This window comes from Acidovorax lacteus, assembly GCF_039540375.1.
Classification (GTDB): Bacteria; Pseudomonadota; Gammaproteobacteria; order Burkholderiales; family Burkholderiaceae_C; genus Acidovorax_G; species Acidovorax_G lacteus.
In genome coordinates this window covers 141,663-167,082 of sequence record NZ_BAABEX010000004.1, presented here as the reverse complement: position 1 = coordinate 167,082, position 25,420 = coordinate 141,663, and the positions used below count along the sequence as shown (strand labels likewise).

At 67.2% G+C, this 25,420-nt stretch carries 22 protein-coding genes and 1 riboswitch; of the genes, 11 read left to right on the top strand and 11 right to left on the bottom strand.

Going from position 1 to position 25,420, the window contains the following annotated elements; genetic code table 11:
• Positions 1 to 14 precede the first annotated feature (14 nt).
• The gene (locus ABD866_RS02815; protein WP_345060970.1) at positions 15 to 473 is read right to left on the bottom strand and encodes a type II secretion system protein N; all 459 of its coding nucleotides are present in this window, start codon (positions 471 to 473) and stop codon (positions 15 to 17) included.
• 75 nt (positions 474 to 548) lie between these two features.
• Here ABD866_RS02815 and gspG point away from each other — a divergent pair, with 75 nt between their 5' ends.
• From gspG to ABD866_RS02765, 10 genes are all read left to right on the top strand, one after another.
• Positions 549 to 983 carry a type II secretion system major pseudopilin GspG gene (gspG, locus tag ABD866_RS02810; protein WP_345060969.1) on the top strand — a complete coding sequence of 145 codons (435 nt, stop codon included), beginning with the start codon at positions 549 to 551 and terminating at the stop codon, positions 981 to 983.
• Between the two features lie 332 nt (positions 984 to 1,315).
• Complete coding sequence (locus ABD866_RS02805; RefSeq protein ID WP_345061021.1) at positions 1,316 to 1,759, top strand: prepilin-type N-terminal cleavage/methylation domain-containing protein; 444 nt, start codon at positions 1,316 to 1,318, stop codon at positions 1,757 to 1,759.
• Positions 1,756 to 2,133, top strand: coding sequence for a type II secretion system minor pseudopilin GspI (gspI, locus tag ABD866_RS02800; protein ID WP_345060968.1), 378 nt, complete (start codon positions 1,756 to 1,758; stop codon positions 2,131 to 2,133). The genes ABD866_RS02805 and gspI overlap by 4 nt, the downstream gene beginning before the upstream one ends.
• Positions 2,133 to 2,813, top strand: coding sequence for a PulJ/GspJ family protein (locus tag ABD866_RS02795; RefSeq protein ID WP_345060967.1), 681 nt, complete (start codon positions 2,133 to 2,135; stop codon positions 2,811 to 2,813). Before gspI ends, ABD866_RS02795 begins: the two co-directional genes overlap by 1 nt.
• Positions 2,810 to 3,814 carry a type II secretion system minor pseudopilin GspK gene (gspK, locus tag ABD866_RS02790; RefSeq protein ID WP_345060966.1) on the top strand — a complete coding sequence of 335 codons (1,005 nt, stop codon included), beginning with the start codon at positions 2,810 to 2,812 and terminating at the stop codon, positions 3,812 to 3,814. Before ABD866_RS02795 ends, gspK begins: the two co-directional genes overlap by 4 nt.
• A gap of 45 nt (positions 3,815 to 3,859) precedes the next feature.
• Positions 3,860 to 5,101: a type II secretion system protein GspL gene (gspL, locus tag ABD866_RS02785; RefSeq protein ID WP_345060965.1), complete on the top strand. Its 1,242-nt coding sequence runs from the start codon at positions 3,860 to 3,862 to the stop codon at positions 5,099 to 5,101.
• Positions 5,102 to 5,130: 29 nt separating this feature from the next.
• Positions 5,131 to 5,670: a type II secretion system protein GspM gene (gene gspM / locus ABD866_RS02780; RefSeq protein ID WP_345060964.1), complete on the top strand. Its 540-nt coding sequence runs from the start codon at positions 5,131 to 5,133 to the stop codon at positions 5,668 to 5,670.
• Between the two features lie 24 nt (positions 5,671 to 5,694).
• Positions 5,695 to 6,534 carry a type II secretion system protein N gene (gene gspN, locus ABD866_RS02775; protein WP_425549532.1) on the top strand — a complete coding sequence of 280 codons (840 nt, stop codon included), beginning with the start codon at positions 5,695 to 5,697 and terminating at the stop codon, positions 6,532 to 6,534.
• A 4-nt stretch (positions 6,535 to 6,538) separates the two neighbouring features.
• Positions 6,539 to 9,172: a type II secretion system secretin GspD gene (gspD, locus tag ABD866_RS02770; protein ID WP_345060963.1), complete on the top strand. Its 2,634-nt coding sequence runs from the start codon at positions 6,539 to 6,541 to the stop codon at positions 9,170 to 9,172.
• Positions 9,173 to 9,197: 25 nt separating this feature from the next.
• The gene (locus ABD866_RS02765; protein ID WP_345060962.1) at positions 9,198 to 10,586 is read left to right on the top strand and encodes a GspE/PulE family protein; all 1,389 of its coding nucleotides are present in this window, start codon (positions 9,198 to 9,200) and stop codon (positions 10,584 to 10,586) included.
• Between the two features lie 385 nt (positions 10,587 to 10,971).
• Here the strand turns inward: ABD866_RS02765 and ABD866_RS02760 are convergent, their stop codons facing one another.
• From ABD866_RS02760 to lpxC, 4 genes are all read right to left on the bottom strand, one after another.
• Positions 10,972 to 12,660, bottom strand: coding sequence for a methyl-accepting chemotaxis protein (locus ABD866_RS02760; RefSeq protein WP_345060961.1), 1,689 nt, complete (start codon positions 12,658 to 12,660; stop codon positions 10,972 to 10,974).
• 165 nt (positions 12,661 to 12,825) lie between these two features.
• Positions 12,826 to 14,724, bottom strand: coding sequence for a phosphomethylpyrimidine synthase ThiC (thiC, locus tag ABD866_RS02755; RefSeq protein WP_345060960.1), 1,899 nt, complete (start codon positions 14,722 to 14,724; stop codon positions 12,826 to 12,828).
• Positions 14,725 to 14,831: 107 nt separating this feature from the next.
• A riboswitch (TPP riboswitch) is annotated at positions 14,832 to 14,952 on the bottom strand.
• A 30-nt stretch (positions 14,953 to 14,982) separates the two neighbouring features.
• Positions 14,983 to 15,162: a hypothetical protein gene (locus ABD866_RS02750; protein ID WP_345060959.1), complete on the bottom strand. Its 180-nt coding sequence runs from the start codon at positions 15,160 to 15,162 to the stop codon at positions 14,983 to 14,985.
• A gap of 7 nt (positions 15,163 to 15,169) precedes the next feature.
• Positions 15,170 to 16,093, bottom strand: a complete 924-nt coding sequence (lpxC, locus tag ABD866_RS02745) for a UDP-3-O-acyl-N-acetylglucosamine deacetylase (RefSeq protein ID WP_345060958.1) — start codon at positions 16,091 to 16,093, stop codon at positions 15,170 to 15,172.
• A 184-nt stretch (positions 16,094 to 16,277) separates the two neighbouring features.
• Here lpxC and ABD866_RS02740 point away from each other — a divergent pair, with 184 nt between their 5' ends.
• Complete coding sequence (locus ABD866_RS02740; RefSeq protein ID WP_345060957.1) at positions 16,278 to 18,032, top strand: methyl-accepting chemotaxis protein; 1,755 nt, start codon at positions 16,278 to 16,280, stop codon at positions 18,030 to 18,032.
• A gap of 302 nt (positions 18,033 to 18,334) precedes the next feature.
• Here the strand turns inward: ABD866_RS02740 and ftsZ are convergent, their stop codons facing one another.
• From ftsZ to murG, 6 genes are all read right to left on the bottom strand, one after another.
• Positions 18,335 to 19,582, bottom strand: coding sequence for a cell division protein FtsZ (gene ftsZ / locus ABD866_RS02735; RefSeq protein WP_345060956.1), 1,248 nt, complete (start codon positions 19,580 to 19,582; stop codon positions 18,335 to 18,337).
• A gap of 193 nt (positions 19,583 to 19,775) precedes the next feature.
• A complete protein-coding gene (ftsA, locus tag ABD866_RS02730; protein ID WP_345060955.1) occupies positions 19,776 to 21,005 on the bottom strand; it encodes a cell division protein FtsA in 1,230 nt (409 codons plus the stop codon).
• Between the two features lie 40 nt (positions 21,006 to 21,045).
• Positions 21,046 to 21,843, bottom strand: a complete 798-nt coding sequence (locus tag ABD866_RS02725; RefSeq protein ID WP_345060954.1) for a cell division protein FtsQ/DivIB — start codon at positions 21,841 to 21,843, stop codon at positions 21,046 to 21,048.
• The gene (locus ABD866_RS02720) at positions 21,840 to 22,799 is read right to left on the bottom strand and encodes a D-alanine--D-alanine ligase (RefSeq protein WP_425549536.1); all 960 of its coding nucleotides are present in this window, start codon (positions 22,797 to 22,799) and stop codon (positions 21,840 to 21,842) included. Before ABD866_RS02720 ends, ABD866_RS02725 begins: the two co-directional genes overlap by 4 nt.
• Positions 22,800 to 22,831: 32 nt before the next feature.
• Positions 22,832 to 24,265: a UDP-N-acetylmuramate--L-alanine ligase gene (gene murC / locus ABD866_RS02715; RefSeq protein WP_345060952.1), complete on the bottom strand. Its 1,434-nt coding sequence runs from the start codon at positions 24,263 to 24,265 to the stop codon at positions 22,832 to 22,834.
• Entirely contained in the window at positions 24,262 to 25,332 is a 1,071-nt protein-coding gene (murG, locus tag ABD866_RS02710; RefSeq protein ID WP_345060951.1) for an undecaprenyldiphospho-muramoylpentapeptide beta-N-acetylglucosaminyltransferase, read from the bottom strand. Before murG ends, murC begins: the two co-directional genes overlap by 4 nt.
• Positions 25,333 to 25,420: the final 88 nt, after the last annotated feature.

Sequence of the window (25,420 nt, the reverse complement as noted above, 5' to 3'; positions counted from 1 at the left end):
CGGCAACACACCCTTCAGGGCTTGCGCGGCACTTCGAGCGTGACGGTGGCCGGGCCCTCGGCCGAAGGCCCCAGGCGCGCCTCACGCGGGCCCAGCGCCACGAGCCAGAGCGCACCGTCCACCGGCTGGCCCACGCGCACCGGCTTGGGCGGCTGACCGTCCACGGCGATCAGCGCCGCTCCGCCGCCGCTCTGGCGACCCGACAGCACCCCCAACAACGCAAACCGGCTCGACACCGGAGCCGACGGAGCGACGGCAGCCGGGCCGGCTGCAGCGCCCATCACGCCCAAAGCCCGCGCCATGGCCTGTGCGTCGGCCGTGCTGGCCGCAGGCGCACCCACAGGCGGCACCGCCAGGCCCTGCGGCTGGGCCGACAGGCGCAGCCCCCAATAGACCAGGCTGGAACCTGCCAGCGCCCAGACGACCCAAGTGCCCAGGCGCGTGCCCCAGTTGCTGCGTGATTTCGTCACCATGCGGCGATTATGATTGACCCGACCCCAGCCCGAGCGAGACCTTCCGCCGTGAACCCAACCTCTCTTCCGACCCCGATGCGCCTGCACCCACTGGCCCGCCGCCTGGCGCGCGGCTTCACCCTGATCGAGATCATGGTGGTGCTGGTCATCATCGGCATCCTGGCGGCCCTGATCGTGCCCAACGTGCTCGACCGCACGGACGACGCCCGCAGCACCGCCGCCCGCACCGACATCACCAACATCGTGCAGGCGCTCAAGCTGTACAAGCTCGACAACCAGCGCTTCCCCACGGCCGAGCAGGGCCTGCAAGCGCTGGTGGCCCGCCCCACGAGCGGTCCGATTCCAGGCAACTGGAAGCCCTATCTGGAAAAACTGCCCAACGATCCCTGGGGCCGTCCTTACCAATACCTGAACCCCGGCATCAAGGGCGAGGTCGACGTGATGTCCTTCGGGGCCGACGGCCAGTCGGGCGGAGAAGGAAAGGACGCCGACATCGGCAGCTGGCAGTGACAGTGGCCCCCACGGTCGCGCACTGCGTGTCGCTCCCTGCCCCCCAAGGGGGCCGCGTTGCGCCTTGGGGCGGCCCAGCGGCGCAACCTGTGGCCCCCACGGTCGCGCACTGCGTGTCGCTCCCTACCCCCCAAGGGGGCCGCGTTGCGCCTTGGGACGGCCCAGCGGCGCAGCCTGTGGCCCCCACGGTCGCGCACTGCGTGTCGCTCCCTGCCCCCCAAGGGGGCCGCGTTGCGCCTTGGGACGGCCCAGCGGCGCAACCTGTGGCCCCCACGGTCGCGCACTGCGTGCTACCCCCTGCAGGCCAGGAGAGCAGCGCTGCGTCGACCCCGATCGGTCGCCACAGCGCGCTGCGGCGGCGTGGGCGTGGTTTCACACTGCTCGAGTTGCTGGTCGTGCTCACGCTGATCGCGCTCACGGCCGCCAGCGCTACGCTGGCGCTGCGTGACAGCAGCCAGGCGGTGCTGGAACGCGAGGCCGTGCGCCTGGCGGCGCTGCTCGAATCGGCGCGGCAACAATCGCGCACCAACGGCACACCGGTGCGATGGGTCGCCCAAGGCCAAGCGTTTCGTTTTGAAGGCCTGGTGGGCTCCAGCCTGCCCGGCCAGTGGCTGGACGCAGGCACGAGCCCGCAGGGCACCACCGTGCTGGTGCTGGGGCCCGAGCCGCTGATCGCCGCTCAGCAGGTGTTGCTGGTACATGCCGCAGCCCCGGGGCGCACCTGGCGTGTGGCCACCGACGGGTTGCGACCCTTCACCGCCGAAGCGCTGCCATGAGCACGCCCTGCACGGCGCGGCGGCTTGCGCGCGGCTTCACGCTCATCGAGGTGCTGGTGGCCCTGGGCATTGTGGCCATTGCCTTGCTGGCCGGCACCCAGGCCACCAGTGCGCTCACGCGCAACGCCGCCCGCCAAAGCGATGTGCTGCTGGCCCATCTGTGCGCGGAGAACGAACTCATCAAAACCCGGCTGTCGCGCCAATTGCCCCCGGTGGGCGACAGTCTGCAGCCCTGTGAACAGGCCGGACGGCGCTTTGACGTGAGCTTGGTGGTGCGTCCCACCCCCAACCCCGGCTTTCGCCGCGTGGACGCGCAGGTGCTGGACGCAGGCACCCCGGTGCTGCGGGTCTCGACCATTGTGGGGCGGTACTGATGTCGGCCCGCCGCAGTCCGCGTGCCGCAACGCCCCGCGTACTGCGGGCGCGCGGCTTCACACTGATCGAAGTGCTCGTAGCCATCGGTGTCATGGCGCTGGTGGCATTGCTGAGCTGGCGGGGCCTGGACGGCATGGCCCGCGCACAGGAGCAGACGCGCACCCGCGCCGACCAGTTGCTGGTGCTGCAATCTGCGCTGGCACAGTGGGGCACCGATCTGGACGCGCTGCTGAACCTGCCGCAGACCACGCCGCTCGACTGGGACGGCCAGGTGCTGCGACTCACGCGCAGCGCGTCGGGTGCGCCGGACGAAGGGGCGCTGGTGGTGGCCTGGACACGGCGGATCGAGCAAGGCCAGCCGCAGTGGCTGCGCTGGCAGTCGCCGCCGGTGCGCACGCGCGGTGAATGGCAACAGGCCTGGCAGCAGGCAGCGCTGTGGGCGCGCAACCCGGGCGATGCCGAGCGGCGGCGCGAAACGGCTTTGCTGCCGCTGCAGGGCTGGCAGATCTTCTACCACCGTGGCGGCACGTGGACGAACCCGCTGTCCAGCGCAGGCGAAGGCGCTGCCACCGTGCCCGACGGCGTGCGCCTGCAGATCGAGCTGCCTGCCGGTCAACCGCTGACGGGCCTGATCACGCGCGACTGGCTGTCGCCCGCCTACTCCGGAGAACGCTCATGAGCGCGGCACGCACGGCTTTGCGCACACGCACTCGCCGCCTGCACGCGCGCGGAGCCGCGCTGCTCGTCGCCATGCTCACCGTGACCCTGGTCGCCACCTGGGCAGCGGCGGCGCTGTGGCAGCAGTGGCGTGCGGTCGAGGTCGAAACCGCCGAACGCGCACGTGTGCAGGCCTCCTGGATTCTGGTGGGCGCGCTCGATTGGTCGCGCCTGATCCTGCGCGAGGATGGACGGACTGGCGGCCCTGACCATCTGGCCGAGCCCTGGGCGGTGCCACTGGAAGAAGCCCGCCTGTCCACCTTCCTGGCGGCCGAGCGCAACGTGGCCCAGGCCGACGACGCCAGCACCGACACCACCGAAGCCTTCCTGTCGGGGCAAATCCTGGACCTGCAGGCACGGCTCAACATCAACAGCCTGCTGGACGGCGGGCAGTTGCAGGCCGGAGCCTACAAACAGTTCACGCGGCTGTTCGAACGTCTGGGCCTGCCGCCGCAACACCTGGCGCTGCTGATCGACGGCCTGCGCCGTGCGCAGGCCCCCGTCACCGCGGGCAGCAGCGCAGCCGACGCACCGCTGCTGCCGCGCCGCGTGGAGCACCTGGGCTGGCTGGGCCTGCCCCGCAGCACCGTCGATGTGCTGGCCCCCCACGTCACCTGGCTGCCGGTGGCCACGGGCGTGAACCTGAACACGGCGGGCGTGGACGTGCTGTGGGCCGCCATCGACGGAATCGACATGGCCGGCGCGCAAAAGCTGGTGCAGGCCCGGGAGATGCGCCATTTCAAGGGCTTCGAGGACGTGAAAGCCCTGGTGGGCGCGAATGTGGAGCTCAACGGCACCAACCATGTGGTGCAGTCGCGCTTTTTCGAGGTGCGGGGCCGCCTGCGGCTGGAGCAGACCCTGGTGGACGAGCGTTCGGTGGTGGAGCGCATCGGCCAGCAGACGCGGGTGCTGTGGCGCGAGCGCGGCAGCTTCGACCGGCCGGTGGCGCCCGCCATGCGCTGAGGCCTCCATGGTCATCTGCGCCCCCTACAATGGCCCGCACCGCCCATGAGCACCCTGATCCTTCACCTTCCGCAGGCACTGCCCGGCCCGTCCACCCGCTACCGCTACGCCGTCACGGCCGACGGCCACCAGCTGCTGCGCCACGACATGGCAGCCCCGTCGCTGCTCCCGGAGCCTGGACGCCCCGGCGAGATCGTGGCCGTGGTTCCGGCGCAGGCCTTGTCGTGGCACCGCGTGCCGCTGCCCCCCGGGCTGCCCCTGGGCACGCACCAGCCCTCGCCCCGCTTGCGCGCTGCCCTGGAGGGCCTGCTCGAAGAACGCCTGCTGGACGAACCGGCGCAGCTGCATTTCGCCCTGCAGCCCGATGCGGGCCACGGAAGCCCCTGCTGGGTCGCCGTGTGCGAGCGCGCATGGCTGAGCGCCCATCTGCAGGCCCTGGAGGCCGCTGGACGTCCGGTGTCGCGCGTGGTGCCCGAATTTGCACCGGGCGCCACCGAACACGGCGGCCGGCAGTGCACCGCCCTGGGCACCGAAGACGACGCGCGCCTGGTGGTGTGCGGCCCCAGCGATGACGACGCCGTGCTGCTGCTGCCGCTGGCCATGGCCAGTGCTTGGGTACAGCACAGCCCCGACACGCCAACACCCGAAGTGCAGGCAGAGCCCGCGGTGGCGGCCCAGGCCGAGCGGCTGCTGGGCCGGCCGGTGCGACTGCAATCGCTGGACGAACGGCTGATGGCCGCTGCACGAGGCCGCTGGGACTTGGCGCAGTTTGAACTGGCCAGCTCGGCACAGCGCCGCGCCATGCGCCAGGCGGCGGGCGTGGCGTCGAGCTTCCTGTATGCACCGCAATGGCGGGCCGCACGCTGGGGCGTGTGCGCCCTCGTGGCCGCCCATCTGGTCGGCCTGAACGCATGGGCCTGGCAGGAACGTCAAAGCCTGCAGGCCAAGCAGGTGGCCGTGCGCGCGACCTTGCAGCAGACCTTTCCCAAGGTGCAGGTGGTGGTGGACGCGCCCGCACAGATGGAGCGTGAGGTGGCCTTGCTGCGCCAGGCCGCGGGCCAGCTGGGCCCGCGCGACGCCGAATCGCTGCTGGCCGGCCTGGCGCGTGCGCTGCCCGAGGGACGCACGCCCACCGCCATGGAATACAGCGGCACCGAGCTGCGCCTGCAAGGGCTGAGCCTCGCGCCCGACGAACTGCAGGTGGTGCAGTCACGGCTGCAGCCACTGGGCCTGCGCCTGCGGGACGAAGCCGGTCGCCTGGTGCTGCAGGCCGATGGCCCGCGTTGACTTTGTTGCACACACCTGTTCCATCGACCATGCCCGCTGCCACCGCTTCGCATACCGATTACGCCCTGACCGCACTGCGCGGGCGCTGGACCCAGCTGGCCCCGCGCGAACAGATGCTGGTAGGAGCTGCCGGTGTGCTGGTGCTGCTGACCCTGCTGTGGTGGGTGGCCCTGGCCCCCGCTTTGCAGACGCTGCGCAGTGCCCCGGCGCGCCACGCCGCGCTCGACGCCGAGTTGCAGCGCATGCTGCAACTGCAGGCCGAGGCGCGCCAGCTGCAGGCCCTGCCGCAGGCCAGTGCGGGCGATGCGGCCGCGCAGCTGCGCAGTTCGCTGGCGCAGCGGCTGGGCGCACAGGCGCAGATCAGCGTGGCCGGTGACCGCGCGACGGTACAGCTCAAGAGCGCCTCGGCCGACGGCCTGGCCCAATGGCTGGCCCAGGTGCGCAGCAACGCACGCGCTGTGCCGCTCGAGATGCGCCTGTCGCGCAGCAGCGCTGGGGGCAACGCAGCCGCCGCTGACAGCCCGCGCTGGGACGGCACCATCGTGCTCGGTCTTCCAGGCGCCCGCTGAAACCAGAATCTTCGAGCCGCTCCGATGCTCCGCCGCACCGCCAGCCCGCCCCTGAGCCGACGCCCGGCACCGCCGCGCGCGGACGCGGCACGCGTGCGGGCGCCCTGGGCATGGGCTGCGCTGGGGCTGGCCATGGGCGCGCTGCCTGCACTGCTGGTGTTTGCGCCCGCGCAGTGGCTGGCCAGCAGTCTGCGGCAGGCCACCAACGGTCAGGTCCAGCTGCTGCAGGCGCGCGGCACTGTCTGGAACGGGCACGCCCAGTTGCTGCTGACGGGTGGCGCGGGCAGCCGCGACCAGGCCGCACTTCCGGGCTCCATCGGCTGGCAGCTGCGCCCGGCGCTCACCGGCTTGCGCCTGTCCATCACGGCCGACTGCTGCACCCCCGCGCCGCTGCAGGCGTCGGTGCGCGCAGGCTGGCGCTCGGCACAGGTGCAGATCGACGACCACACCAGCCAATGGCCGGCGGCTTTGCTGGCCGGACTGGGCACGCCCTGGAACACACTGCAACCCCAGGGGCAACTGGTGCTGCAAACCGAAGGCCTGGCGCTGCAGTGGGCCGCCGGCCGGGCGGTGCTGCAAGGGCAGGCGCGCGTGGACGCGCGGGCCATGTCCTCACGCCTGTCCACCTTGCGGCCCATGGGCAGCTACCGCCTGCAGGTGCAGGGCGGCGAGTTGCCCTCTCTCACGCTGGCCACGCTGGAGGGCGACCTGTTGCTCTCTGGCTCAGGCCAGTGGGTGGGGCAACGCCTGCGTTTTGCCGGCGAGGCCCGTGCGGCCCGGCCCGAGCGCGAAGGCGCGCTCGCCAACCTCTTGAACATCATTGGACGCCGCCAGGGCGAGCGCTCCATCATCACCGTGGGTTGACCCAATGACTGCTCTCACGACGACCTCGTCTCCCCGTTTTCCGCTGCGCTGGGCAGCGGCCTGTGCGCTGCTGGCCTGCCTGCAAGGGCCCGCGCTGGCCCAGACTGCGATCGGCACCGGCACCAGCAGCGTGCGCCCGGGCGAGCCGGTGACGTTGAATTTCACGGCCGCAGAGATCGAGGCCGTGGCCCGGACCATGGCCACGATCACGGGCCGTAACGTGGTGGTAGACCCGCGCGTCAAGGGCCAGATCACGCTGGTGACCGAGCGGCCCGTGAGCCCGTCGGCCGCATTCGAGCAGTTCCTGGCAGCGCTGCGCCTGCAGGGCTTCACGATGGTGGAGTCCGCAGGGCTGTACAAGGTGGTGCCCGAAGCCGACGCCAAGCTGCAGGCCGGCAGCGTGGGGGTGACCCAGGGCGGTGCCGTACCGGGTGCGGGCGGCGGGCAGATCGTCACGCAGATCTTCAAACTCAACTTCGAGAACGCAGCCAACCTGGTGCCGGTGCTGCGCCCGCTGATCAGCCCGAACAACACCATCAACGTGAACCCGGGCAACAACTCGCTCGTGATCACCGACTACGCCGACAACCTGCAGCGCATGGCCCGCATCATTGCGGCGATGGACGTGGCCAATGCCACCGATGTGGAGGTGATCCCGCTGCGCAACGCACTGGCCGCCGACCTGGCACCGCTGGTGCAGCGGCTGATCGAGGGCGGCACCGCGGCCGGTGCCGCAGCGCCCGGCGCGCAGGGGCAGGCCGACACCGCCTTCCGTACCACGCTGCTGGCCGAGCCGCGCAGCAACGCCCTGATCGTGCGCGCGGCCAACCCAGCGCGTGTGGCACAGGTGCGGGCCCTGGTCGAAAAGCTCGACCAGCCCCCCGTGCCGGGCAGCAGTGCGGCCAGCGGCAACATCCATGTGGTGTACCTGAAGAACGCCGATGCGACCAAGCTGGCCACCACGTTGCGAGCGGCCATGGCCAGCATGGGTGGCAGCGCGGCGCAGGGCGGTGGTGCAGGCGGCACTGTGGGCGGGGCCGCCCCGGCGGCTGCACCGTCTGGGTTGTCGAATACCGGCATGTCGGGCAGCACCCCGGGCCTGGGCACAGGCACAGGGCTGGGCACTGGTGGCAGCCTGGGCAGCAGCGGTGCGAGCAGCAACCAGCCCTCCACCGGTGGGCAAATCCAGGCCGACCCCTCCACCAATTCGCTGATCATCACCGCACCCGAGCCGCTGTACCGCCAGCTGCGTGCGGTGATCGACAAGCTCGACGGTCGGCGCGCTCAGGTGCTGGTCGAAAGCCTGATCGTCGAAGTCAACGCCGACAAGGCCGCCGAGTTCGGCATCCAGTGGCAAACCGCCCTGGGCCAGCGCGGAGACACCAACATCGGCATCATCGGCACCAACTACACAGCCAATGCGGGTTCGGGCGCCAACATCATCAACCTGGCTGTATCCGGTGCTTCGGGCACCGTGCGGCCCGGCACCGGCCTGAATTTCGGCATCGGCCACAAGATTGACGGGCAGTATGTGCTTGGCTTCCTGGCGCGCTTTCTTGAGGCCAACGGCGACGGCAATGTGCTGTCCACACCCAACCTGCTGACGCTGGACAACGAAGAAGCGCGGATCATCATCGGCCAGAACGTGCCCTTCGTGACCGGCCAGTACACCAACAACAACAGCAACAATGGCGCGGTCAATCCGTTCCAGACCATCGAGCGCAAGGACGTGGGCCTGTCGCTGCGCGTGCGTCCGCAGATCAACGAGAACGGCACGGTGAAGATGTCCATCTTCCAGGAGGTGTCGGACGTGCTGCCCTCCACGCTCAACAACGCCAACGGCCCCACCACCAGCAAACGCTCCATCGAGTCGAACGTGCTGGTCGAAGACGGCGCCATCGTGGTGCTCGGCGGCTTGCTGCAGGACAAATACTCGGGCACGCGCGAGAAGGTGCCGGGCCTGGGCGATGTGCCCGTGCTGGGCAACCTGTTCCGCAGCGAAACACGCTCGCGCAACAAGACCAATCTGATGGTGTTTTTGCGCCCGGTGGTGGTGCGCGACGCAGCCACCAGCGATGCGCTGTCAATGGACCGCTACGAGATGATCCGCGGCCTGCAGAACGGCACCCAGCCCGACCCCAACCTGATGCTGCGCGCGGTGCCCCAGGGTCCGGCCCTGCCGGCCATGCCCCCGGCCGCGCGCCCGGGCGAAGGCCAGCCGCCGCGCTCGTTGCAGCCGCAGTCGCAGTCGCCTACCCCGGCCGCCCCTGCCGCACCGCAGTCGGCTGCGCCCGTGGCCGCGCCCGTGGCAGCAGCCCCCGCCGCGGTGGTCACCCCTGTGGCGGCACAAACCGCCGTGAGCCCGGTGGCGCAGGCCCCCGCAGCGCCCGAGGCGGCCGCAGCCGCTGGCTATTACGTGAACGTGGGTCTGTTTCCCACCGACCGCAACGGCCAGGCGGTGGTGACGCGGCTGCGCAAAGCCGCGCTGCCGGTGAAGGCCCAGGAAGTCAGCACCAACCGCGGCGAGCGTCTGCGCGTGCGCGTTGGCCCCTACGAATCGCAACGCAGCGCCGATGCGGCCGCAGCCACGGTACGACGCCTGTCGTACGACGCCGTGGTGCAGCGCCAGACCCTCTGAACACCGCCTGAAGACCGCCCGGACCATGCGCTACCCCCTGCCCTACGCGTTCGCCCGCTCGTCGCAGTTGCTGCTGGAAGACGATGGCCACCAGGCCGTGCTGTGGCATGGCCCAAGCCCTGACGGTGCGGCGCTGTCCGAGGTGCTGCGCAAGCATGCGGTGCAATCGTTCATGGCCGTGGCGGCGGGCGAGATGGCCCAGCGGATCAGCGCCGCGTACTCGCACAGCGAATCGAGCGCCGCCACGGTGGTGAGCGAGGTCGAGAGCGACGCCGACCTCTCGCGCATGATGCAGGAACTGCCCGCCGTGGAAGACCTGCTCGAATCGGCAGGCGACGCGCCGATCATCCGTATGCTCAACGCTCTGCTCACGCAGGCCGCGCGCGACGGTGCGAGCGACATCCACATCGAGCCTTACGAGCGCCATTCGAGCGTGCGCTTTCGCGTGGACGGCACGCTGCGCGAGGTGGTGCAGCCCAACCGCGCGCTGCACGCCGCGCTGATCTCGCGCCTCAAGATCATGGCCGACCTGGACATCAGCGAAAAACGCCTGCCCCAGGACGGCCGCATCGGCCTGCGCCTGGGCACGCGCGCGATCGATGTACGCGTCTCCACCCTGCCCAGCGCCCACGGCGAGCGCGCCGTGCTGCGCCTGCTGGACAAGAGCGAGAGCAAGCTCAGCCTGGAAGCCGTGGGCATGCAGGGCGAAACGCTCGCCCGGTTTGAGCACTTGATTGCGCAGCCGCATGGCATCATCCTGGTGACCGGGCCCACCGGCTCGGGCAAGACGACCACGCTGTACGCAGCGCTGGGCCGCCTGGACGCCACGCGCAACAACATCATGACGGTGGAAGACCCGATCGAGTACGAGCTGCCGGGCGTGGGCCAGACCCAGGTCAACAGCAAGATCGACCTGAGCTTCGCCAAGGCCTTGCGCGCCATCCTGCGGCAAGACCCGGACATCATCATGATTGGTGAGATCCGCGACTTCGAGACCGCGCAGATCGCCATCCAGGCTTCTCTCACCGGCCACTTGGTGCTGGCCACCCTGCATACCAACGACGCTGCCAGCGCTGTCACGCGGCTGACCGACATGGGGGTGGAGCCGTTCCTGCTGTCGTCGTCGCTGCTGGGCGTGTTGGCCCAGCGCCTGGTGCGCAAATACTGCACGCACTGCCATGGTGCGGGCTGCGATGCGTGTGGCCAGACCGGCTACGCGGGCCGCACTGGTGTGTTTGAACTGCTCGTGACCGACGAACGCATCCGCGAACAAATCCACAACCAAGCGGCCGAGGCCGACATCCGCCAAGCCGCGCTGGCTGCGGGCATGCGCCTGATGCGCGACGACGGCGAGCGCTTGATTTCCGCGGGCATCACCAGCCGCGAGGAAGTGTTGCGGGTCACGCGCGACTGAGGGGCCACGCGCCCCACAGCGGGGTGCCACGCACTGTCATGGTGCACCTCGCCCGAATGCCTGCCCTCCTGTCGAGAGGGATGCTTTTCAAGGCCTTTTCTGCCGCTCGTGCTTATCAATCAAGCACAAGCAGCTATCAAAAAAATAGCATTGATCGCGAAGCGCGTTGCTGGCGCACGCCCTTCAGCGCGTGGCATGTGGTAAAGCGCTGGGTCCCATTTCCTGCACCACGGTCGCGCTGTGCCGCGCAAGCCAAGGGCTTGTTTTCAGTCTTGTTGTTTGTGTGAACAGACCCTGGATTGCAGGGTGCGCACTCATACCCAGCACAGCTCCGATTGCGCCCGATCGCTTGCGCCCGATACCTGGGCGCAAGCGATCCCACGCATCACTGCTTGGACTTGAGCCGCAGCGGCGCGTTGCGCCCGAGGGAGGCCCGCGGGGTGGTCTGGGCTTGCAAGGCCGCAGGGGCTGGCGCTGCCGCGCGGGGGTGGCCCATGTCAAAAGCTGCACCGGCCCCGCCATGGAGCTTGAAGCGGCTGACCGCCTGGGTCAGCTGAACTGCCTGTTCGCGCAGCGACTCAGAGGCAGCCGTCGACTCCTCGACAAGCGCTGCATTCTGCTGCGTCATGTTGTCCAGTTGGCTCACCGACTGGCTGATGTGGCCCACGTTGTCGCTCTGCTCCGCCGCCGACGCGGTGATCTCGCCGATGATGTCCGAGACGCGGCGCACGCTGCCCACAATCTCGGTCATGGTCTCGCCGGCCTGGCTCACCAGCCTGGAGCCGTCTTCCACGCGCTCAACGGAGGATCCGATCAGTCCCTTGATCTCGCGGGCGGCCTCGGCACTGCGCTGCGCCAGATTGCGCACCTCAGACGCCACCACTGCGAATCCGCGGCCCTGCTCTCCGGCACGCGCGGCCTCCACCGCTGCATTCAGCGCCAGGATGTTGGTCTGGAAGGCGATGCCATCGATGACGCTGGTGATGTCGGCAATCTTGCGCGAGCTGGCCGTGATCTGGTCCATGGTGGTGACCACCTGGGACACCACCTCGCCCCCGCGCGCAGCTACCTGGGCAGCCGACGACGCAAAGTCGCTGGCCTGGCGCGAGGCCTGGGCGCTCTGCTGGATGGTCCCGGTCAGCAGTTCCATCGAGGAGGCGGTTTCCTCCAGATTGGCTGCCGTCTGTTCGGTACGGTGGCTCAGATCGTGGTTGCCGGTGGCAATCTCGGCACTGGCCGTCGAAATATTGTTGGCCGCCTCCTGCACCTGCTGCACCAGACCGCGCAACGCCTCCTGCATGCGACCCATGGCCTCAACCAGACGGCCCACCTCGTCTTTGGAGCTGACGTGCACGTCCTGGGACAGGTCACCACTGGCGATCCGCTGCGCCAGTTCACTGGCCGAGGCCAGCGACTGGGTGATGGAACGAACGCTGAAGAACGTAAGCGGAATCAGCACCGCCAGCGCCAGCAGCAGGGCCAGTCCGATCAGGCCCGACATGGTGGCCGTGAGCGACTCCACGCCCTTCTTGGCCTCTTCCATCTTGTCCCGGGCGGTGACCGCCAGACCCGACAGGGCCTGGTCGGTGGCCTCCATGTGCTTTTTCAGCCGCTCGGCGTAAGCGCCGCCCACCGCGCCGTCGATCTGCGCACGCTCGATCTGCTCGAACACAGGCGTGATGCCGGCCTCGTACTCCTTGATCTCCGCCAGCGACTTGTCGATGGCCTCGACAAACGCAGGATCGGCCGCCTGGATCTTGCGCACCTCGGCCATCGACGTGGTCAGGGCGTTAAGAGACTTCTTCCAGCTCTCGCGCAGAGCCGCTACCTCCACCGAATTGTTGAAGTTGATGATGATGTCTTTTTCCGCCCGGCGAATATCGCCGAGCGTGGTGCGCACGCCTGCCACATCGGTCAGCGTCTGCACGCGCTGCGAGAACAGGTTGTCGAGTGTCTGGCGCGTTCGCTCCAGGGCCATGTAGCCCATGGCCCCGATGACGACGAGCAGCACCAGCGAAAAAATCGTCCCGAAGTAGAGCCGGGTACGGATGGACAGGCGGTTGAGGGCGTTCATGGCGCTACCTTACATTTCCTAACAACTAATGCCAAGCACAAGCAACTAATGCGCCAAGCCGGTCAGTCGGTCCCTTGTGGGGCCGATGGACCGACTATAGGCGCCCGCTCGGCAGCGCGCACCTCGGGGTTTTACCGCCCTGCGTCGGGCGGGCACCACAGCCTGTCAGGCCTGGGGGTGGATCGGCACGTAAAACTGCCCCCCGGTCTGCTGAAACTCGCGCGCCTTGTCCTGCAGACCCTGTGCAAGCGCCTGCTCCGCGTCTGGCACGCCCTGGCGGGCGGCATAGTCACGCACCTCCTGGGTGATCTTCATGGAGCAGAACTTGGGGCCGCACATCGAGCAAAAGTGCGCCACCTTGGCCGAATCCTTGGGCAGCGTTTCATCGTGGTATTCCTGCGCGGTCTCTGGGTCCAGGCCCAGGTTGAACTGATCCTGCCAGCGAAAATCGAAACGCGCTTGGCTCAGGGCGTCGTCGCGCGCCCGCGCACCCGGATGGCCCTTGGCCACATCGGCAGCGTGGGCTGCAATCTTGTAGGCAATGATGCCCTGCTTCACATCATCGCGGTCGGGCAGGCCCAGGTGCTCCTTGGGAGTCACGTAGCACAGCATGGCCGTGCCCATCCAGCCGATCATGGCCGCACCAATGGCGCTGGCGATATGGTCATAACCCGGCGCGATGTCGATGGTCAGCGGCCCCAGGGTGTAGAACGGCGCCTCGTGGCAATGCTTGAGCTGCTCGGCCATGTTGGCCTGGATCAGGTGCATGGGCACATGGCCCGGACCCTCGATCATGGTCTGCACGTCGTGCTTCCAGGCGACCTGCGTGAGTTCGCCCAGCGTGCGGAGTTCTGCAAACTGTGCCTCGTCGTTCGCATCGCTGGCCGAGCCAGGCCGCAGCCCGTCGCCCAGGCTGAAGCTCACGTCGTACGCCTTCATGATCTCGCAGATCTCTTCGAAGTGCTCGTACAGGAAGCTTTCGCGATGGTGCGCCATGCACCACTTGGCCATGATGGAGCCGCCGCGCGAGACGATGCCCGTGCGCCGCTGCGCCGTGAGCGGCACGTAGGCCAGGCGTACCCCAGCATGGATCGTGAAGTAGTCGACGCCCTGCTCGGCCTGCTCGATCAGCGTGTCGCGGAAGATCTCCCAGGTCAGGTCTTCGGCAATGCCGCCCACTTTTTCCAGGGCCTGGTAGATCGGCACCGTGCCGATGGGCACCGGGCTGTTGCGCAGAATCCAGTCGCGCGTGGTGTGGATGGCCTTGCCCGTCGAGAGGTCCATCACGTTGTCCGCGCCCCAGCGAATCGCCCAGACCAGCTTTTCAACCTCTTCCTCGATGCTGGAGGTGACGGCCGAGTTGCCGATGTTGGCGTTGATCTTCACCTTGAAGTTGCGCCCGATGATCATGGGCTCCACTTCGGGATGGTTGATGTTGGCCGGAATGATGGCGCGGCCGCGGGCCACCTCATCGCGCACGAACTCGGGCGTGATCACCTGTGGAATGGCCGCCCCCAAAGACTGGCCCGCCAATCGTTGCTCGCGCGCGCTGTCTTGTAGATACTGCTGCATCCATTCGCGCCGGCCGTTCTCGCGCAGGGCGATGTATTCCATCTCAGGCGTCACGATGCCGCGGCGCGCGTAGTGCATCTGGGTCACGTTCTGCCCTGCGCGGGCGCGGCGCGGGCGACGCTGCAGGCCCGCGGCGTCGGCCCGCAACTGGACCAGGCGGGCCATGTCTTCGCCTTTCTGACCGTCGTCCAGCGCCACCGGCGGGCGGCCGTCGTAGGCCTCGGTGTCCCCTCGGGCTTCGATCCAGGCACCGCGCACACTGGGCAAGCCGCGGCGCACGTCGATGTCCACCCCGGGGTCTGTATAGGGCCCGGAAGTGTCATAGACACTCACCACTTCGCCGTTGGTCAACTGGATGTCGCGCACTGGCACGCGAAGATCGGCAAAGCGCTCGCTGCCCAGATAGCTTTTGCGCGAGGCCGGAAAAGGCGCGCGGGCTGCTGCCAACAAGGCAGCAAAGTCGGGGTGGGGCAGGCGTTCGGGTGCATTCATGGCGGGGCTCCTCGGGTCCGGATGAAGGGATGCTCCGGAGGGCCACCGCACCAGCAGCGCCCGGGTGTACCAGCCCGGCACCGCCTGGGTGCGGGCCAGCCCGGGGGGCCAGCAGTGAAGGCTCTTCTTACGCCGGTATGAACCGGATCAAGTTCGTCGGGTTCGCAGGTGGCCTGGTGTCGCCAGGCTCCCGCATCTCAGTGCAACAGCACACCCCGGAGCAGGCGCGAGTGTAGCCGGGCACATGGCCCAGGGCACTCAAACCCCCAGGCGGCTTATGAATACCACTGCAAAGAAGAAGCAGGTGGCGATCAGCGTCCATTTGAGCACTACAGTGCCGAAACGGCGATATCGCGGCTGTCCTGTGCCTATATAAAACATGAAGGACACTGCCGCCGCGAGCAGCAAGGCCATCACCACCCAGCGCAGCAGCAGCATGGCAGGTCTACCAGGCGCGTGCGAGCTGGCCAAAGCCGCTGGGCGCAGCACGCTCGTCGGCAAACGTGACTTCTTCCCAAGCATCGCGCTGGGCCAGCAGTTCACGCAACAGCAGGTTGTTCATCGCATGGCCCGAGCGGAAAGCACTGTAGGCGGCCAGGAGCGGACGTCCGATGAGATAGAGGTCGCCCATGGCGTCGAGGATTTTGTGCTTCACGAACTCGTCGTCGTAGCGCAGCCCATCGCTGTTGAGCACCTTGTAGTCGTCCATCACGATGGCGTTGTCCAGGCCGCCCCCTAGCGCCAGTCCGTTGGCACGCATCATTTCCACGTCGCGGGTGAAACCGAAGGTCCGGGCCCGCGCAATGTCACGGCTGTAACGCCCCGATCCCAGATCGAACTCCACACATTGACCGGTCGAATCCACAGCGGGATGGTCAAAATCAATCTCGAAACGCAGCTTGTAGCCGTGGTAGGGCTCCAGACGAGCCCACTTGGCCTGCGGACCACTGCCTTCGCGCACCTCCACGGGACGTGTCACACGGATGAACCGACGCGGCGCGGGCTGCACCACGATGCCTGCGCTTTGCAACAGGAACACGAACGAGGCTGAAGATCCATCGAGGATGGGCACCTCTTCAGCGGTGATGTCGACGTACAGATTGTCAATGCCCAAGCCCGCACAAGCCGACATCAGATGTTCAACCGTGTGCACCTTGGCGCCGCCCACGGCAATGGTCGATGCTAGGCGCGTGTCGGTGACGGCGTCAGCGCGGATTGGAATGTCGACGGGCTGGGGCAAATCCACCCGGCGGAACACTATGCCCGTGTCAGGCTGCGCAGGGCGCAAGGTGAGTTCGACGCGCTGGCCGCTGTGCAGACCCACGCCGACCGCGCGCGTCAACGTCTTGAGTGTGCGTTGCTGAAGCATGCCTTGATTCTAGTTGGGCCCACCAAGTAGCGCCGATTGGGGCTTTGCGGTCTCCCTCGACGGCACGCTTCCGTAGTAAGCTGGGCGGGACCTCAAACGTAAGTGATTGTTGCAAAATCGCAATAACTCCTTGCGGCCGGGTCTGCCGATGGAGCGGCATCTTTCGAACAACAGGAGACACGCGATGAACAAGCTCAGCTTCAAAATGAAAATCCTGCTCATGCTGGGAACAGCATTGGCAGCCTTGCTGGTCATGGCCATCACGTCGCTGGTGTCCGAACGTCGTCAGATCATCGACTCCCGCAAGGAACAGTTGATCACCGCTGTGCAATCGGCCCACAGTATCGTGACCGCATACCAGTCCAAAGCGAGCAGCGGAGCGATGTCGGCGGAGGACGCTCAGAAGGCAGCCAAAGAAGCACTGCGGGTGTCCCGCTACGGCGGGCCTGAAGGCAAGACCGAGTATTTCTACATCTGGACGCTGGATTCCGTCGGGGTGATGCACCCGATCAAGCCCGAATGGGAAGGCCAAAACATGGCGGGCAAGGTCAAGGATGGCTCCGGAACCGACATTCTCAAAACCATTTCGGACGCACTCAAGGCCAGCAAGGACGGAAAGGCATTCGTGCCCACCATGTTTGCACGCCCAGGGCAAACGGAACTTGTGCCCAAACTGCAGTACGCCATTCGCGTGGACGGATGGAACTGGATGGTGGGTTCCGGCCTGTACACAGACGACATCGACCAGCAGGTGCGCAATGCGCTGCTCAAAGACCTGCTGCTGGTGGTGGTGGTGATGGGCGCTGTGGCCGCTGTGGGCTATGTGGTCACGCGCTCGGTGCTCAACCAGATTGGTGGCGAGCCCTCGGAGGCCATTGCGGTGATGGCGCAGGTGGCGCAGGGCAACCTGGACACGCAGATTCCCACCGGCCACCCCGGCTCGGTGCTCGACAGCCTGGCGCAGATGGTCACCTCCCTGCGCAGGCTGGTCACCGAGGTGCGCTCAGCCACCGACAGCATTGCCACCGCGTCCAGTGAGATCGCACAGGGCAACAACGACCTGGCCCATCGCACCGAAGATACAGCCAGCAACCTTCAGACCACGGCCAGCAGCATGGAAGAGCTGACCAGCACAGTGAAGCAGACGTCCGATTCCGCCCAGACGGCCAACCAGCTGGCCACGTCGGCCGCTGAGGTCGCCGCGCGTGGGGGCTCGGTCGTGTCGCAGGTGGTGTCGACCATGCAGGAGATCAACCAGTCGAGCGCGAAGATTGCCGACATCATCGGTGTGATCGATGGCATTGCGTTCCAGACCAACATCCTGGCCTTGAACGCGGCCGTAGAGGCGGCACGCGCTGGCGAGCAAGGACGAGGCTTTGCGGTGGTTGCAGGCGAGGTGCGCAACCTCGCGCAGCGCAGCGCCGAGGCGGCCAAAGAGATCAAGAGCCTGATCCACGCTTCCGTGGAGAAAGTGGAATCCGGATCGTCGCTGGTGGGCAACGCGGGCGAAACCATGAACGAAATCGTGGCCAGCGTGCAGCGGGTCACGGACATCATCGGAGAGATCCGTGCCGCGACGCTGGAACAAAGCCAGGGCATCGCCCAGGTGAACACCGCGATGAACCAGCTCGACCAGATGACGCAGCAGAACTCGGCGCTGGTCGAAGAATCGACTGCAGCAGCCGACAGCCTGCGTGAGCAGGCGCTCAAGCTGACCGAGGTGGTAGCACTCTTCCGTGTGGACGGTGGCACCGGCTCGCCACGTCCTGCACCCGCAGCAGCACCGCGCAGCGCGGCACGTCCAGCCCCGGCCCGCGCTCCCCTGCCCGCGGGCAAGCCCAAGGCTGCGGTGCCTCCGGTCGCCAAGCCTGCGGCTGCATTGCCGCCCAAGGCCAGCAAGCCGTCCGGTGACGATGGAGGCGACTGGGAGTCCTTCTGACCGCATAAGGCACACCACCCGGTCTGCCTTCACCCTTTGCCAAAGGCCCGCAGGACACACCGACTGCGGGCTTTTTTTCGCCCTGACGCCACCGTTCACGACCGCTGTGGCCAAAAAAAGGGGGCCTCCAGAGCTGTTTCATAGCCCCGCCGACCCGGCGGCGGCGTGAACTGCAATCGTCAGACACATTGCGGCTTGCCCGACATGACAAAGCCCGCAGGCAGCGAATGCCTGCGGGCTTTGTCGAAGGAAGGAGGCTGCTGCCCGCGCACTGCCCATGGGCAGCGCCAGGCACACGCCGGTCAATCCGCCTGCTTGCGCAGGAAAGCCGGGATTTCCAGATCGTCCATACCGCCAGACGACAGCGCGTCCACACGGGCTGCAGCCTGTGCGCGGTTGTTACGCCACACGCTGGGCACCGCCATGTTGCCGTAATCGGCCGTGGCCGCTGCACCGCCATGCACACCCGCAACACCGACGGCAGTCCCCAGCGTGCCAGAGCCAGTGGCCATGGGCATGCTGAAGGGCAGGTTGTCCGTACCCGTGCGCAGACCGCCTTGCACGACCTGGATCGGCTGACGGCGTGCATTCGGACGCGACAGCCCCGTGGCCACCACGGTCACGCGGATCTCATCGCCCAGGCTGTCGTCGTAGGCAGCGCCGTAGATCACATGCGCGTCGGGCGAAGCGTAGGCGTTGATGGTGCTCATAGCCAGACGCGATTCGGCCAGCTTCAGGCTGCCCTTGGCAGCGGTCACCAGCACCAGCACCCCCTTGGCACCCGACAGATCGATACCTTCCAGCAGAGGGCAGGCCACGGCCTGCTCGGCCGCAATGCGGGCGCGGTCCGGGCCGCTGGCCGTTGCCGTACCCATCATCGCGCGGCCGGGCTCGCCCATCACGGTTTTGACGTCTTCAAAGTCGACGTTCACCTGGCCATACTCGTTGATGATCTCGGCAATACCGCCTACGGCGTTCTTGAGCACGTCATTGGCGTGGGCAAAAGCTTCCTCTTGGGTGATGTCTTCGCCCAGCACGTCGAGCAGCTTCTCATTGAGCACGACGATCAGCGAATCCAGGTTGGCCTCCAGTTCGGCCAGGCCTTCTTCGGCATTGCCCATGCGGCGCTTGCCTTCCCAATCGAACGGCTTGGTGACCACGCCCACCGTCAGGATGCCCATTTCCTTGGCCACGCGTGCGATCACTGGAGCGGCCCCCGTTCCCGTGCCACCGCCCATGCCCGCCGTGATAAACAGCATGTGTGCGCCACTGATGGCGGCACGGATGTCTTCGATCGCGGCCTCGGCAGATTCACGGCCCTTGTCGGGCTTGCTGCCTGCGCCCAGACCGCTATTCCCGAGCTGGATCACGCGGTGGGCCGAGCAGCGGCTCAGCGCCTGGGCGTCCGTGTTGGCGCACACGAACTCCACCCCCTGCACCTGGCGCTGGATCATGTGCTCGACCGCATTGCTGCCACCCCCGCCCACCCCAATCACCTTGATCTGGGTGCCCTGGTTGAAGTCTTCGGCTTCGATCATCTCAATGGTCATCTGGGTGCTCCTGGTTTGATAGCGGGTGTAACACAAAAACAATGGGGTTCAAAGGGGTATCCGGGTGTCCGGTCGGGTTCAGGACGCCATCGGTCGTCGCGCCGACAGTGACGCCATCGACCGGGTGGACCCTGCGGGCCTTCGCGGCCAACCAGCAGCGCGCTGGGCATGGAGTGCCTCACGAGGGACATGCTCAGAAGTTCCCCACAATGAAATCCTTGAAGCGGCCGAAAGCGGTTTTCATGGAGCCGCTCTTCTGCGCCACCTTGAAACCCCGCATGCGCGCCAGCCGGGCCTCTTCCAGCAGGCCCATCACGGTGGCGGCACGGGGCTGGGCGACCATGTCGGCCAGCGCACTGGAGTACTTGGGAATGCCGCGGCGCACGGGCTTGAGGAAGATGTCCTCGCCCAGCTCCACCATGCCTGGCATCACGGCGCTGCCCCCCGTGAGCACAACGCCAGACGACAGCACCTCTTCGTAGCCAGACTCACGGATGACCTGTTGCACGAGCGAGAAAATCTCCTCGACGCGCGGCTCAATGACCCCCGCAAGCGCCTGCTTGCTGATCATGCGTGGGCTGCGGTCGCCCAGGCCTGGCACCTCGACCTGGCTTTCCGGATCGGCCAGCAGTTGTTTGGCAAAGCCGCTTTCCACCTTGATGTCCTCGGCATCCTTGGTGGGCGTGCGCAGTGCCATCGCGATATCGCTGGTGATCAGATCGCCCGCAATCGGAATCACAGCTGTGTGGCGGATTGCCCCGCCGGTGAAGATCGCCACATCGGTGGTGCCCGCACCGATGTCCACGACGGCCACGCCCAGTTCGCGCTCGTCGTCGGTCAGCACCGCCTGGCTGGACGCGAGCGGGTTCAGCAGCAGTTGCTCGACCTCCAGGCCGCAGCGGCGTACGCACTTGATGATGTTCTCGGCCGCACTCTGGGCGCCGGTGACGATGTGGATCTTGGCTTCGAGACGGATGCCGCTCATGCCGATCGGCTCTTTCACGTCCTGGCCGTCGATCACGAACTCCTGAGGCTCTACCAGCAGCAGCCGTTGGTCGCTGGAGATATTGATGGCCTTGGCCGTCTCGACCACCCGCGCCACGTCGGCCGAGGTGACTTCCTTGTCCTTGACGGCCACCATGCCGCTCGAATTGAGCCCCCGGATGTGGCTACCCGTGATACCGGTATAGACGCGCTGGATCTTGCAATCGGCCATCAGCTCGGCCTCTTTGAGGGCCTGCTGGATGCTTTGCACTGTGGCGTCGATGTTCACCACTACACCGCGCTTGAGCCCGTTGCTCGGCGCTACGCCCAGACCGGCGAGCTTGAGTTCGCCCTGCGGAAGCACCTCGGCCACCACCGCCATGACCTTGGCCGTGCCGATGTCCAGCCCCACCACCACGTCCTTGTACTCTCTTGCCATTGTGTGTCTCTGCCTTGTTGGTTCAGGTTCGTGGCGCGGCTCAGCGCCGCGCAGCCGGATTCAGTGCCTCGGCCGTGACGGTGGTCACGCCACGCAGCCGCAATGCATACCCACCGTGGTGCCGAAGATCTGCAGACTCCAAGGCATCCACACGGCGACCGTAATGGGCCGCCACCTGCGTGAGCGTGCGCACAAAGCGCTCGGTGCGCAGCACCACCTCGTCGTCGCTGCCGCTTCCCAGCTCCAGCGTGGCACCGCTGTCCAGGGTTGCGCGCCAGCTGCCGCGTGCGTTGAGCGTCAGCTCGTCCAGATCGAGCTTCAGTGCGCCCATCACCGGCGCCAGTCGGCGGTACATGGCCAGCACCTCCGCCGAACGCCCGTCGGGGCCATTCAGCCGGGGCAGGCCGTCCTGCTCGACATCTCCGACGTTGGCTTCAAAGACTTCGCCCTGGCGATTGACCATGGAAGAGCCGCTTTCCGGCCCCCAAAGCGCCACAGTCTCGTGCTCCTGGAGCTGCACGCGCAGGCGCCCGGGAAACTCGCGCCAGACCTGCGCACGCCGCACCCAGGGCACATCCTCGAAGGCCTCGCGCGTTTCCTGGAGATTGATGGTGAAGAAGTTGCCCACGAGTTGCGGACTCACGTTGGCGCGCAACGTCACAGTGTTGTTGTGCGTGAGATCACCCTCGACCACGATGCGCTGAATGGCGAAACCCGGATGGCGCAACACCCAGGAGGCCACGGCCCACAGCCCCAGCACGCCAAAGCACACGAACAGGACCGAAGCGGTCCAGTTCATGAGCTTGACGTCCAGGGGTGCGGGCAGCGTGGCGCTCATGGTGCGGCGCGGCCTCCTGCAGCGGGGGTGTCGAGCGTGGCGGATGCCAGCACCATCAGGCACAGGTCTTCGTAGCTGATACCCGCCGCACGCGCTGACATCGGCACCAACGAATGACCGGTCATGCCGGGGGACGTGTTCATCTCCAGCAGAAAGGGCTTGCGGTCGCTCGCACGGATCATCAGGTCGGCCCGGCCCCAGCCGCGGCAGCCCAGCGAACGGTATGCAGCGAGCACAATGCGCTGGATTTCGGCCTCTTCAGCGGCTGGCAGGCCGCTTGGGCACTGGTACTTCACATCGTCGGTGAAGTACTTGTGCTGGTAGTCATAGGCACCATCGGGCGCGTTGATGCGCACCACTGGCAAAGCGCGTGCGCCAGGCCCAGCGCCCAGCACGGCACAGGTCACCTCTTCGCCGTCGATGAATTCTTCGCAGAGCACGTCTGCGTCGTAGCGGGCCGACAGGGTCACGGCGTCCTGCATCTCAGACTGCCCCCGCACCTTGGTCACGCCGATCGAAGACCCTTCGCGCGGCGGCTTCACGATGAGCGGCAGGCCGAGCTCGGCCGGCACGGCACGCACGTCGCCAGGGCTCTGGCGATCCGGTGCCAGCCACACATGACGCGGCGTGGGCAGACCTTCGGCGATCCACAGCCGCTTGGTCATGACCTTGTCCATGGCCACGCTCGACGCCATCACCCCAGAGCCGGTGTATGGAATGCCCAGCAGTTCCAGCGCGCCCTGCACGGTGCCGTCCTCGCCATGGCGGCCATGCAGTGCGATGAAGCAGCGTTGGTAGCCGTCGCGGCGCAGATCCGACAGGTCGTGGTGCGCGGGGTCGAAGGCATGCGCGTCCACGCCGCGCGTGCGCAACGCCTGCAACACACCCGTACCCGACATGAGCGACACCTCCCGCTCGGCCGACGTACCTCCCATGAGCACGGCCACCTTGCCCATGGAGCGACCGTCCAACTTGGTCTCCAATGCTGTCATTGTGCTTTCCCCGCCTGTGCTTGTAGCTCTCTATTTTGTAGCATCTCGACCACCTTGGCCGGAACAGCGCCGATCGATCCAGCGCCCATGCACATCACCACATCGCCGCTGCGGGCGTTGCTGGCAATCGTCTCGGGAAGGGCGGCAATCTCGTCCACGAACACGGGCTCCACCTTGCCCGCCACGCGCAGCGCGCGCGCCAGCGACCGGCCATCGGCCGCCACCACTGGCGCCTCGCCTGCGGCATAGACCTCCGTCAGCAGCACGGCATCGGCCTGGCCGATCACCTTTACAAAATCCTCGAAACAGTCGCGCGTGCGGCTGTAACGGTGCGGCTGGAAGGCCAGCACCAGCCGCCGCCCAGGAAACGCGCCCCGCGCAGCGGCCAGCGTGGCCGCCATTTCCACCGGGTGGTGACCGTAGTCGTCGATCAGCGTGAACTGGCCGCCATCGGCTGCAGGCAAATCGCCGTATCGCTGGAAGCGCCGACCCACGCCCTTGAAGCCCGCCAGCGCACGCAGCACGGCCTCATCAGGGATGTTGAGTTCCACGGCCACGGCGATGGCCGACAGCGCATTCAGCACGTTGTGCTCGCCCGCCAGGTTCAGCTCCACCTCCAGATCGGGCAGCGTCACGCCGTTGCGGCGCTGCACCGTGAAGCGCATCCGGCCGGCCTCGGCGCGTACGTTCAGGGCGCGCACCTGGGCATCGTCGGAGAAACCGTAGCTGGTCACCGGGCAGGTCACCTGCGGCAGGATCTCGCGCACCGCGGGGTTGTCCACGCACAGGATGGCCGTGCCGTAGAACGGCATGCGGTGCAGGAAATCGACGAACGCGCCCTTGAGGCGACCGAAGTCGTGCCCGTAGGTTTCCATGTGGTCGGCGTCGATGTTGGTGACCACCGCCATCACGGGAAGCAGGTTCAGGAAGGAAGCGTCCGACTCGTCGGCCTCGACCACGATGTAGTCGCCGCTGCCCAGTTTGGCGTTCGCTCCCGCGCTGTTGAGGCGGCCGCCGATCACGAAGGTCGGGTCCAGCCCGGCCTCGGCCAGCACACTGGTGACCAGGCTGGTGGTGGTGGTCTTGCCATGCGTGCCCGCAATCGCAATGCCCTGCTTAAGGCGCATGAGCTCGGCCAGCATCAGCGCCCGCGGCACCACGGGAATCTTGCGCTCACGCGCTGCCAGCACCTCGGGGTTGTCGGCCTGCACAGCCGTCGAGGTGACCACGGCATCGGCCCCGTCGATGTTCGCTGCCGCATGGCCCACCGTGGTGCGGATGCCCAGGCCCTGAAGGCGGCGCAGTGTGGCGCTGTCGGCCAGATCCGAGCCCGAGATGCGGTAGCCGAGATTAAACAGCACCTCCGCAATGCCGCTCATGCCGGCACCGCCCAGGCCGACGAAATGGATGTGGCGAATCGCGTGCTTCATGGTGCGGCCAGTTCCTCACAGGCCAGGACCACCTCACGGGTGGCGTGAATCTTTTGCATGGTTTGGGCCTTCTGTGCTGTTTCGACAAGCACGACACGCTCTGTTTTTTGTAGCATTTCCGCCAGTTGTGCAGCGCTCAAATCGCGCTGCTGCACCAGCCAGCCGCCACCCGCATCGACCAGGAAGCGGGCGTTGGTGGTCTGGTGGTCGTCCACCGCGGATGGAAACGGCACAAACAGCGCCGCTGCGCCTACAGCAGCGATCTCGGTGACGGTGCTGGCCCCAGCGCGGCACACGATCAGGTCGGCCTCGGCAAAGGCCGTGGCGGTGTCGTCGATAAAGGGGACCAGTTCGGCCTCGACCCCCGCAGCAGCGTAGTTCGCTCGCAGGGCGTCGATCTGGGCTGCGCCGCTCTGGTGCAGCACCTGCGGACGTCGCTCGGGCGGAATCTGCGCCAACGCCTGTGGCACCAACTCGTTCAGGGCCTTGGCCCCCAGGCTTCCGCCCACGACCAGCAGACGCATCGGCCCGCTGCGCCCGGCAAATCGTTCGGCAGGAGGCCTCTGGCGCGTAAAACCCTCGCGCAGCGGATTGCCCACCCACTGCCCCTTGGGAAACACCCCGGGAAACGCCGTGAACACGCGGTCTGCCACATGGCTCAGCACCTTGTTGGCCATGCCAGCCACGGAATTCTGCTCGTGCAGTACCAACGGCGCGCCAGCCAGCACCGCCATCATCCCGCCAGGGAAGGTCACATAGCCCCCCAGACCCACCACCACGTCGGGCCGTACCCGGCGCACCACGCGCCATGCCTGCCAAAACGCCCGCAGCAGGCGCATGGGCAAAAGGGCCAGGGTTATGGGACCCTTGCCACGCACCCCCGAGAAATCAATGGCCTCGAACGCGAAGCCTTGCGGCGGCACCAGGCGCGACTCCATCGAGCCGGGCGTGCCCAGCCAGTGCACGCGCCAGCCGCGTTCGCGCAGCGCCTGGGCCACGGCCAGCCCCGGGAAGATATGCCCCCCTGTGCCACCGGCCATGATGAGCGCAGTCTTTGGCCCGCTCATACATCGCCTCCGTGCGCGAATGCTGCGCATTCGGCAGCGCTGGCGCGCTGCAGGCCTTGGCTTTGCCCAAACAAACTCCTCATACGCG

Coding starts and splice junctions, on each gene's coding strand:
- gspG (WP_345060969.1), top strand. CDS start 549: ATGCGCCTGCACCCACTGGCCCGCCGCCTGGCGCGCGGCTTCACCCTG.
- gspM (WP_345060964.1), top strand. CDS start 5,131: ATGCCCGCTGCCACCGCTTCGCATACCGATTACGCCCTGACCGCACTG.
- ABD866_RS02760 (WP_345060961.1), bottom strand. CDS start 12,660: ATGAACGCCCTCAACCGCCTGTCCATCCGTACCCGGCTCTACTTCGGG.
- gspL (WP_345060965.1), top strand. CDS start 3,860: ATGAGCACCCTGATCCTTCACCTTCCGCAGGCACTGCCCGGCCCGTCC.
- ABD866_RS02725 (WP_345060954.1), bottom strand. CDS start 21,843: ATGAGCGCCACGCTGCCCGCACCCCTGGACGTCAAGCTCATGAACTGG.
- ABD866_RS02740 (WP_345060957.1), top strand. CDS start 16,278: ATGAACAAGCTCAGCTTCAAAATGAAAATCCTGCTCATGCTGGGAACA.
- ABD866_RS02815 (WP_345060970.1), bottom strand. CDS start 473: ATGGTGACGAAATCACGCAGCAACTGGGGCACGCGCCTGGGCACTTGG.
- ABD866_RS02720 (WP_425549536.1), bottom strand. CDS start 22,799: ATGGGCAAGGTGGCCGTGCTCATGGGAGGTACGTCGGCCGAGCGGGAG.
- ABD866_RS02795 (WP_345060967.1), top strand. CDS start 2,133: ATGTCGGCCCGCCGCAGTCCGCGTGCCGCAACGCCCCGCGTACTGCGG.
- gspI (WP_345060968.1), top strand. CDS start 1,756: ATGAGCACGCCCTGCACGGCGCGGCGGCTTGCGCGCGGCTTCACGCTC.
- lpxC (WP_345060958.1), bottom strand. CDS start 16,093: ATGCTTCAGCAACGCACACTCAAGACGTTGACGCGCGCGGTCGGCGTG.
- ftsZ (WP_345060956.1), bottom strand. CDS start 19,582: ATGACCATTGAGATGATCGAAGCCGAAGACTTCAACCAGGGCACCCAG.
- gspD (WP_345060963.1), top strand. CDS start 6,539: ATGACTGCTCTCACGACGACCTCGTCTCCCCGTTTTCCGCTGCGCTGG.
- gspK (WP_345060966.1), top strand. CDS start 2,810: ATGAGCGCGGCACGCACGGCTTTGCGCACACGCACTCGCCGCCTGCAC.
- ftsA (WP_345060955.1), bottom strand. CDS start 21,005: ATGGCAAGAGAGTACAAGGACGTGGTGGTGGGGCTGGACATCGGCACG.
- gspN (WP_425549532.1), top strand. CDS start 5,695: ATGCTCCGCCGCACCGCCAGCCCGCCCCTGAGCCGACGCCCGGCACCG.
- ABD866_RS02765 (WP_345060962.1), top strand. CDS start 9,198: ATGCGCTACCCCCTGCCCTACGCGTTCGCCCGCTCGTCGCAGTTGCTG.
- thiC (WP_345060960.1), bottom strand. CDS start 14,724: ATGAATGCACCCGAACGCCTGCCCCACCCCGACTTTGCTGCCTTGTTG.
- ABD866_RS02750 (WP_345060959.1), bottom strand. CDS start 15,162: ATGCTGCTGCTGCGCTGGGTGGTGATGGCCTTGCTGCTCGCGGCGGCA.
- murG (WP_345060951.1), bottom strand. CDS start 25,332: ATGAGCGGGCCAAAGACTGCGCTCATCATGGCCGGTGGCACAGGGGGG.
- murC (WP_345060952.1), bottom strand. CDS start 24,265: ATGAAGCACGCGATTCGCCACATCCATTTCGTCGGCCTGGGCGGTGCC.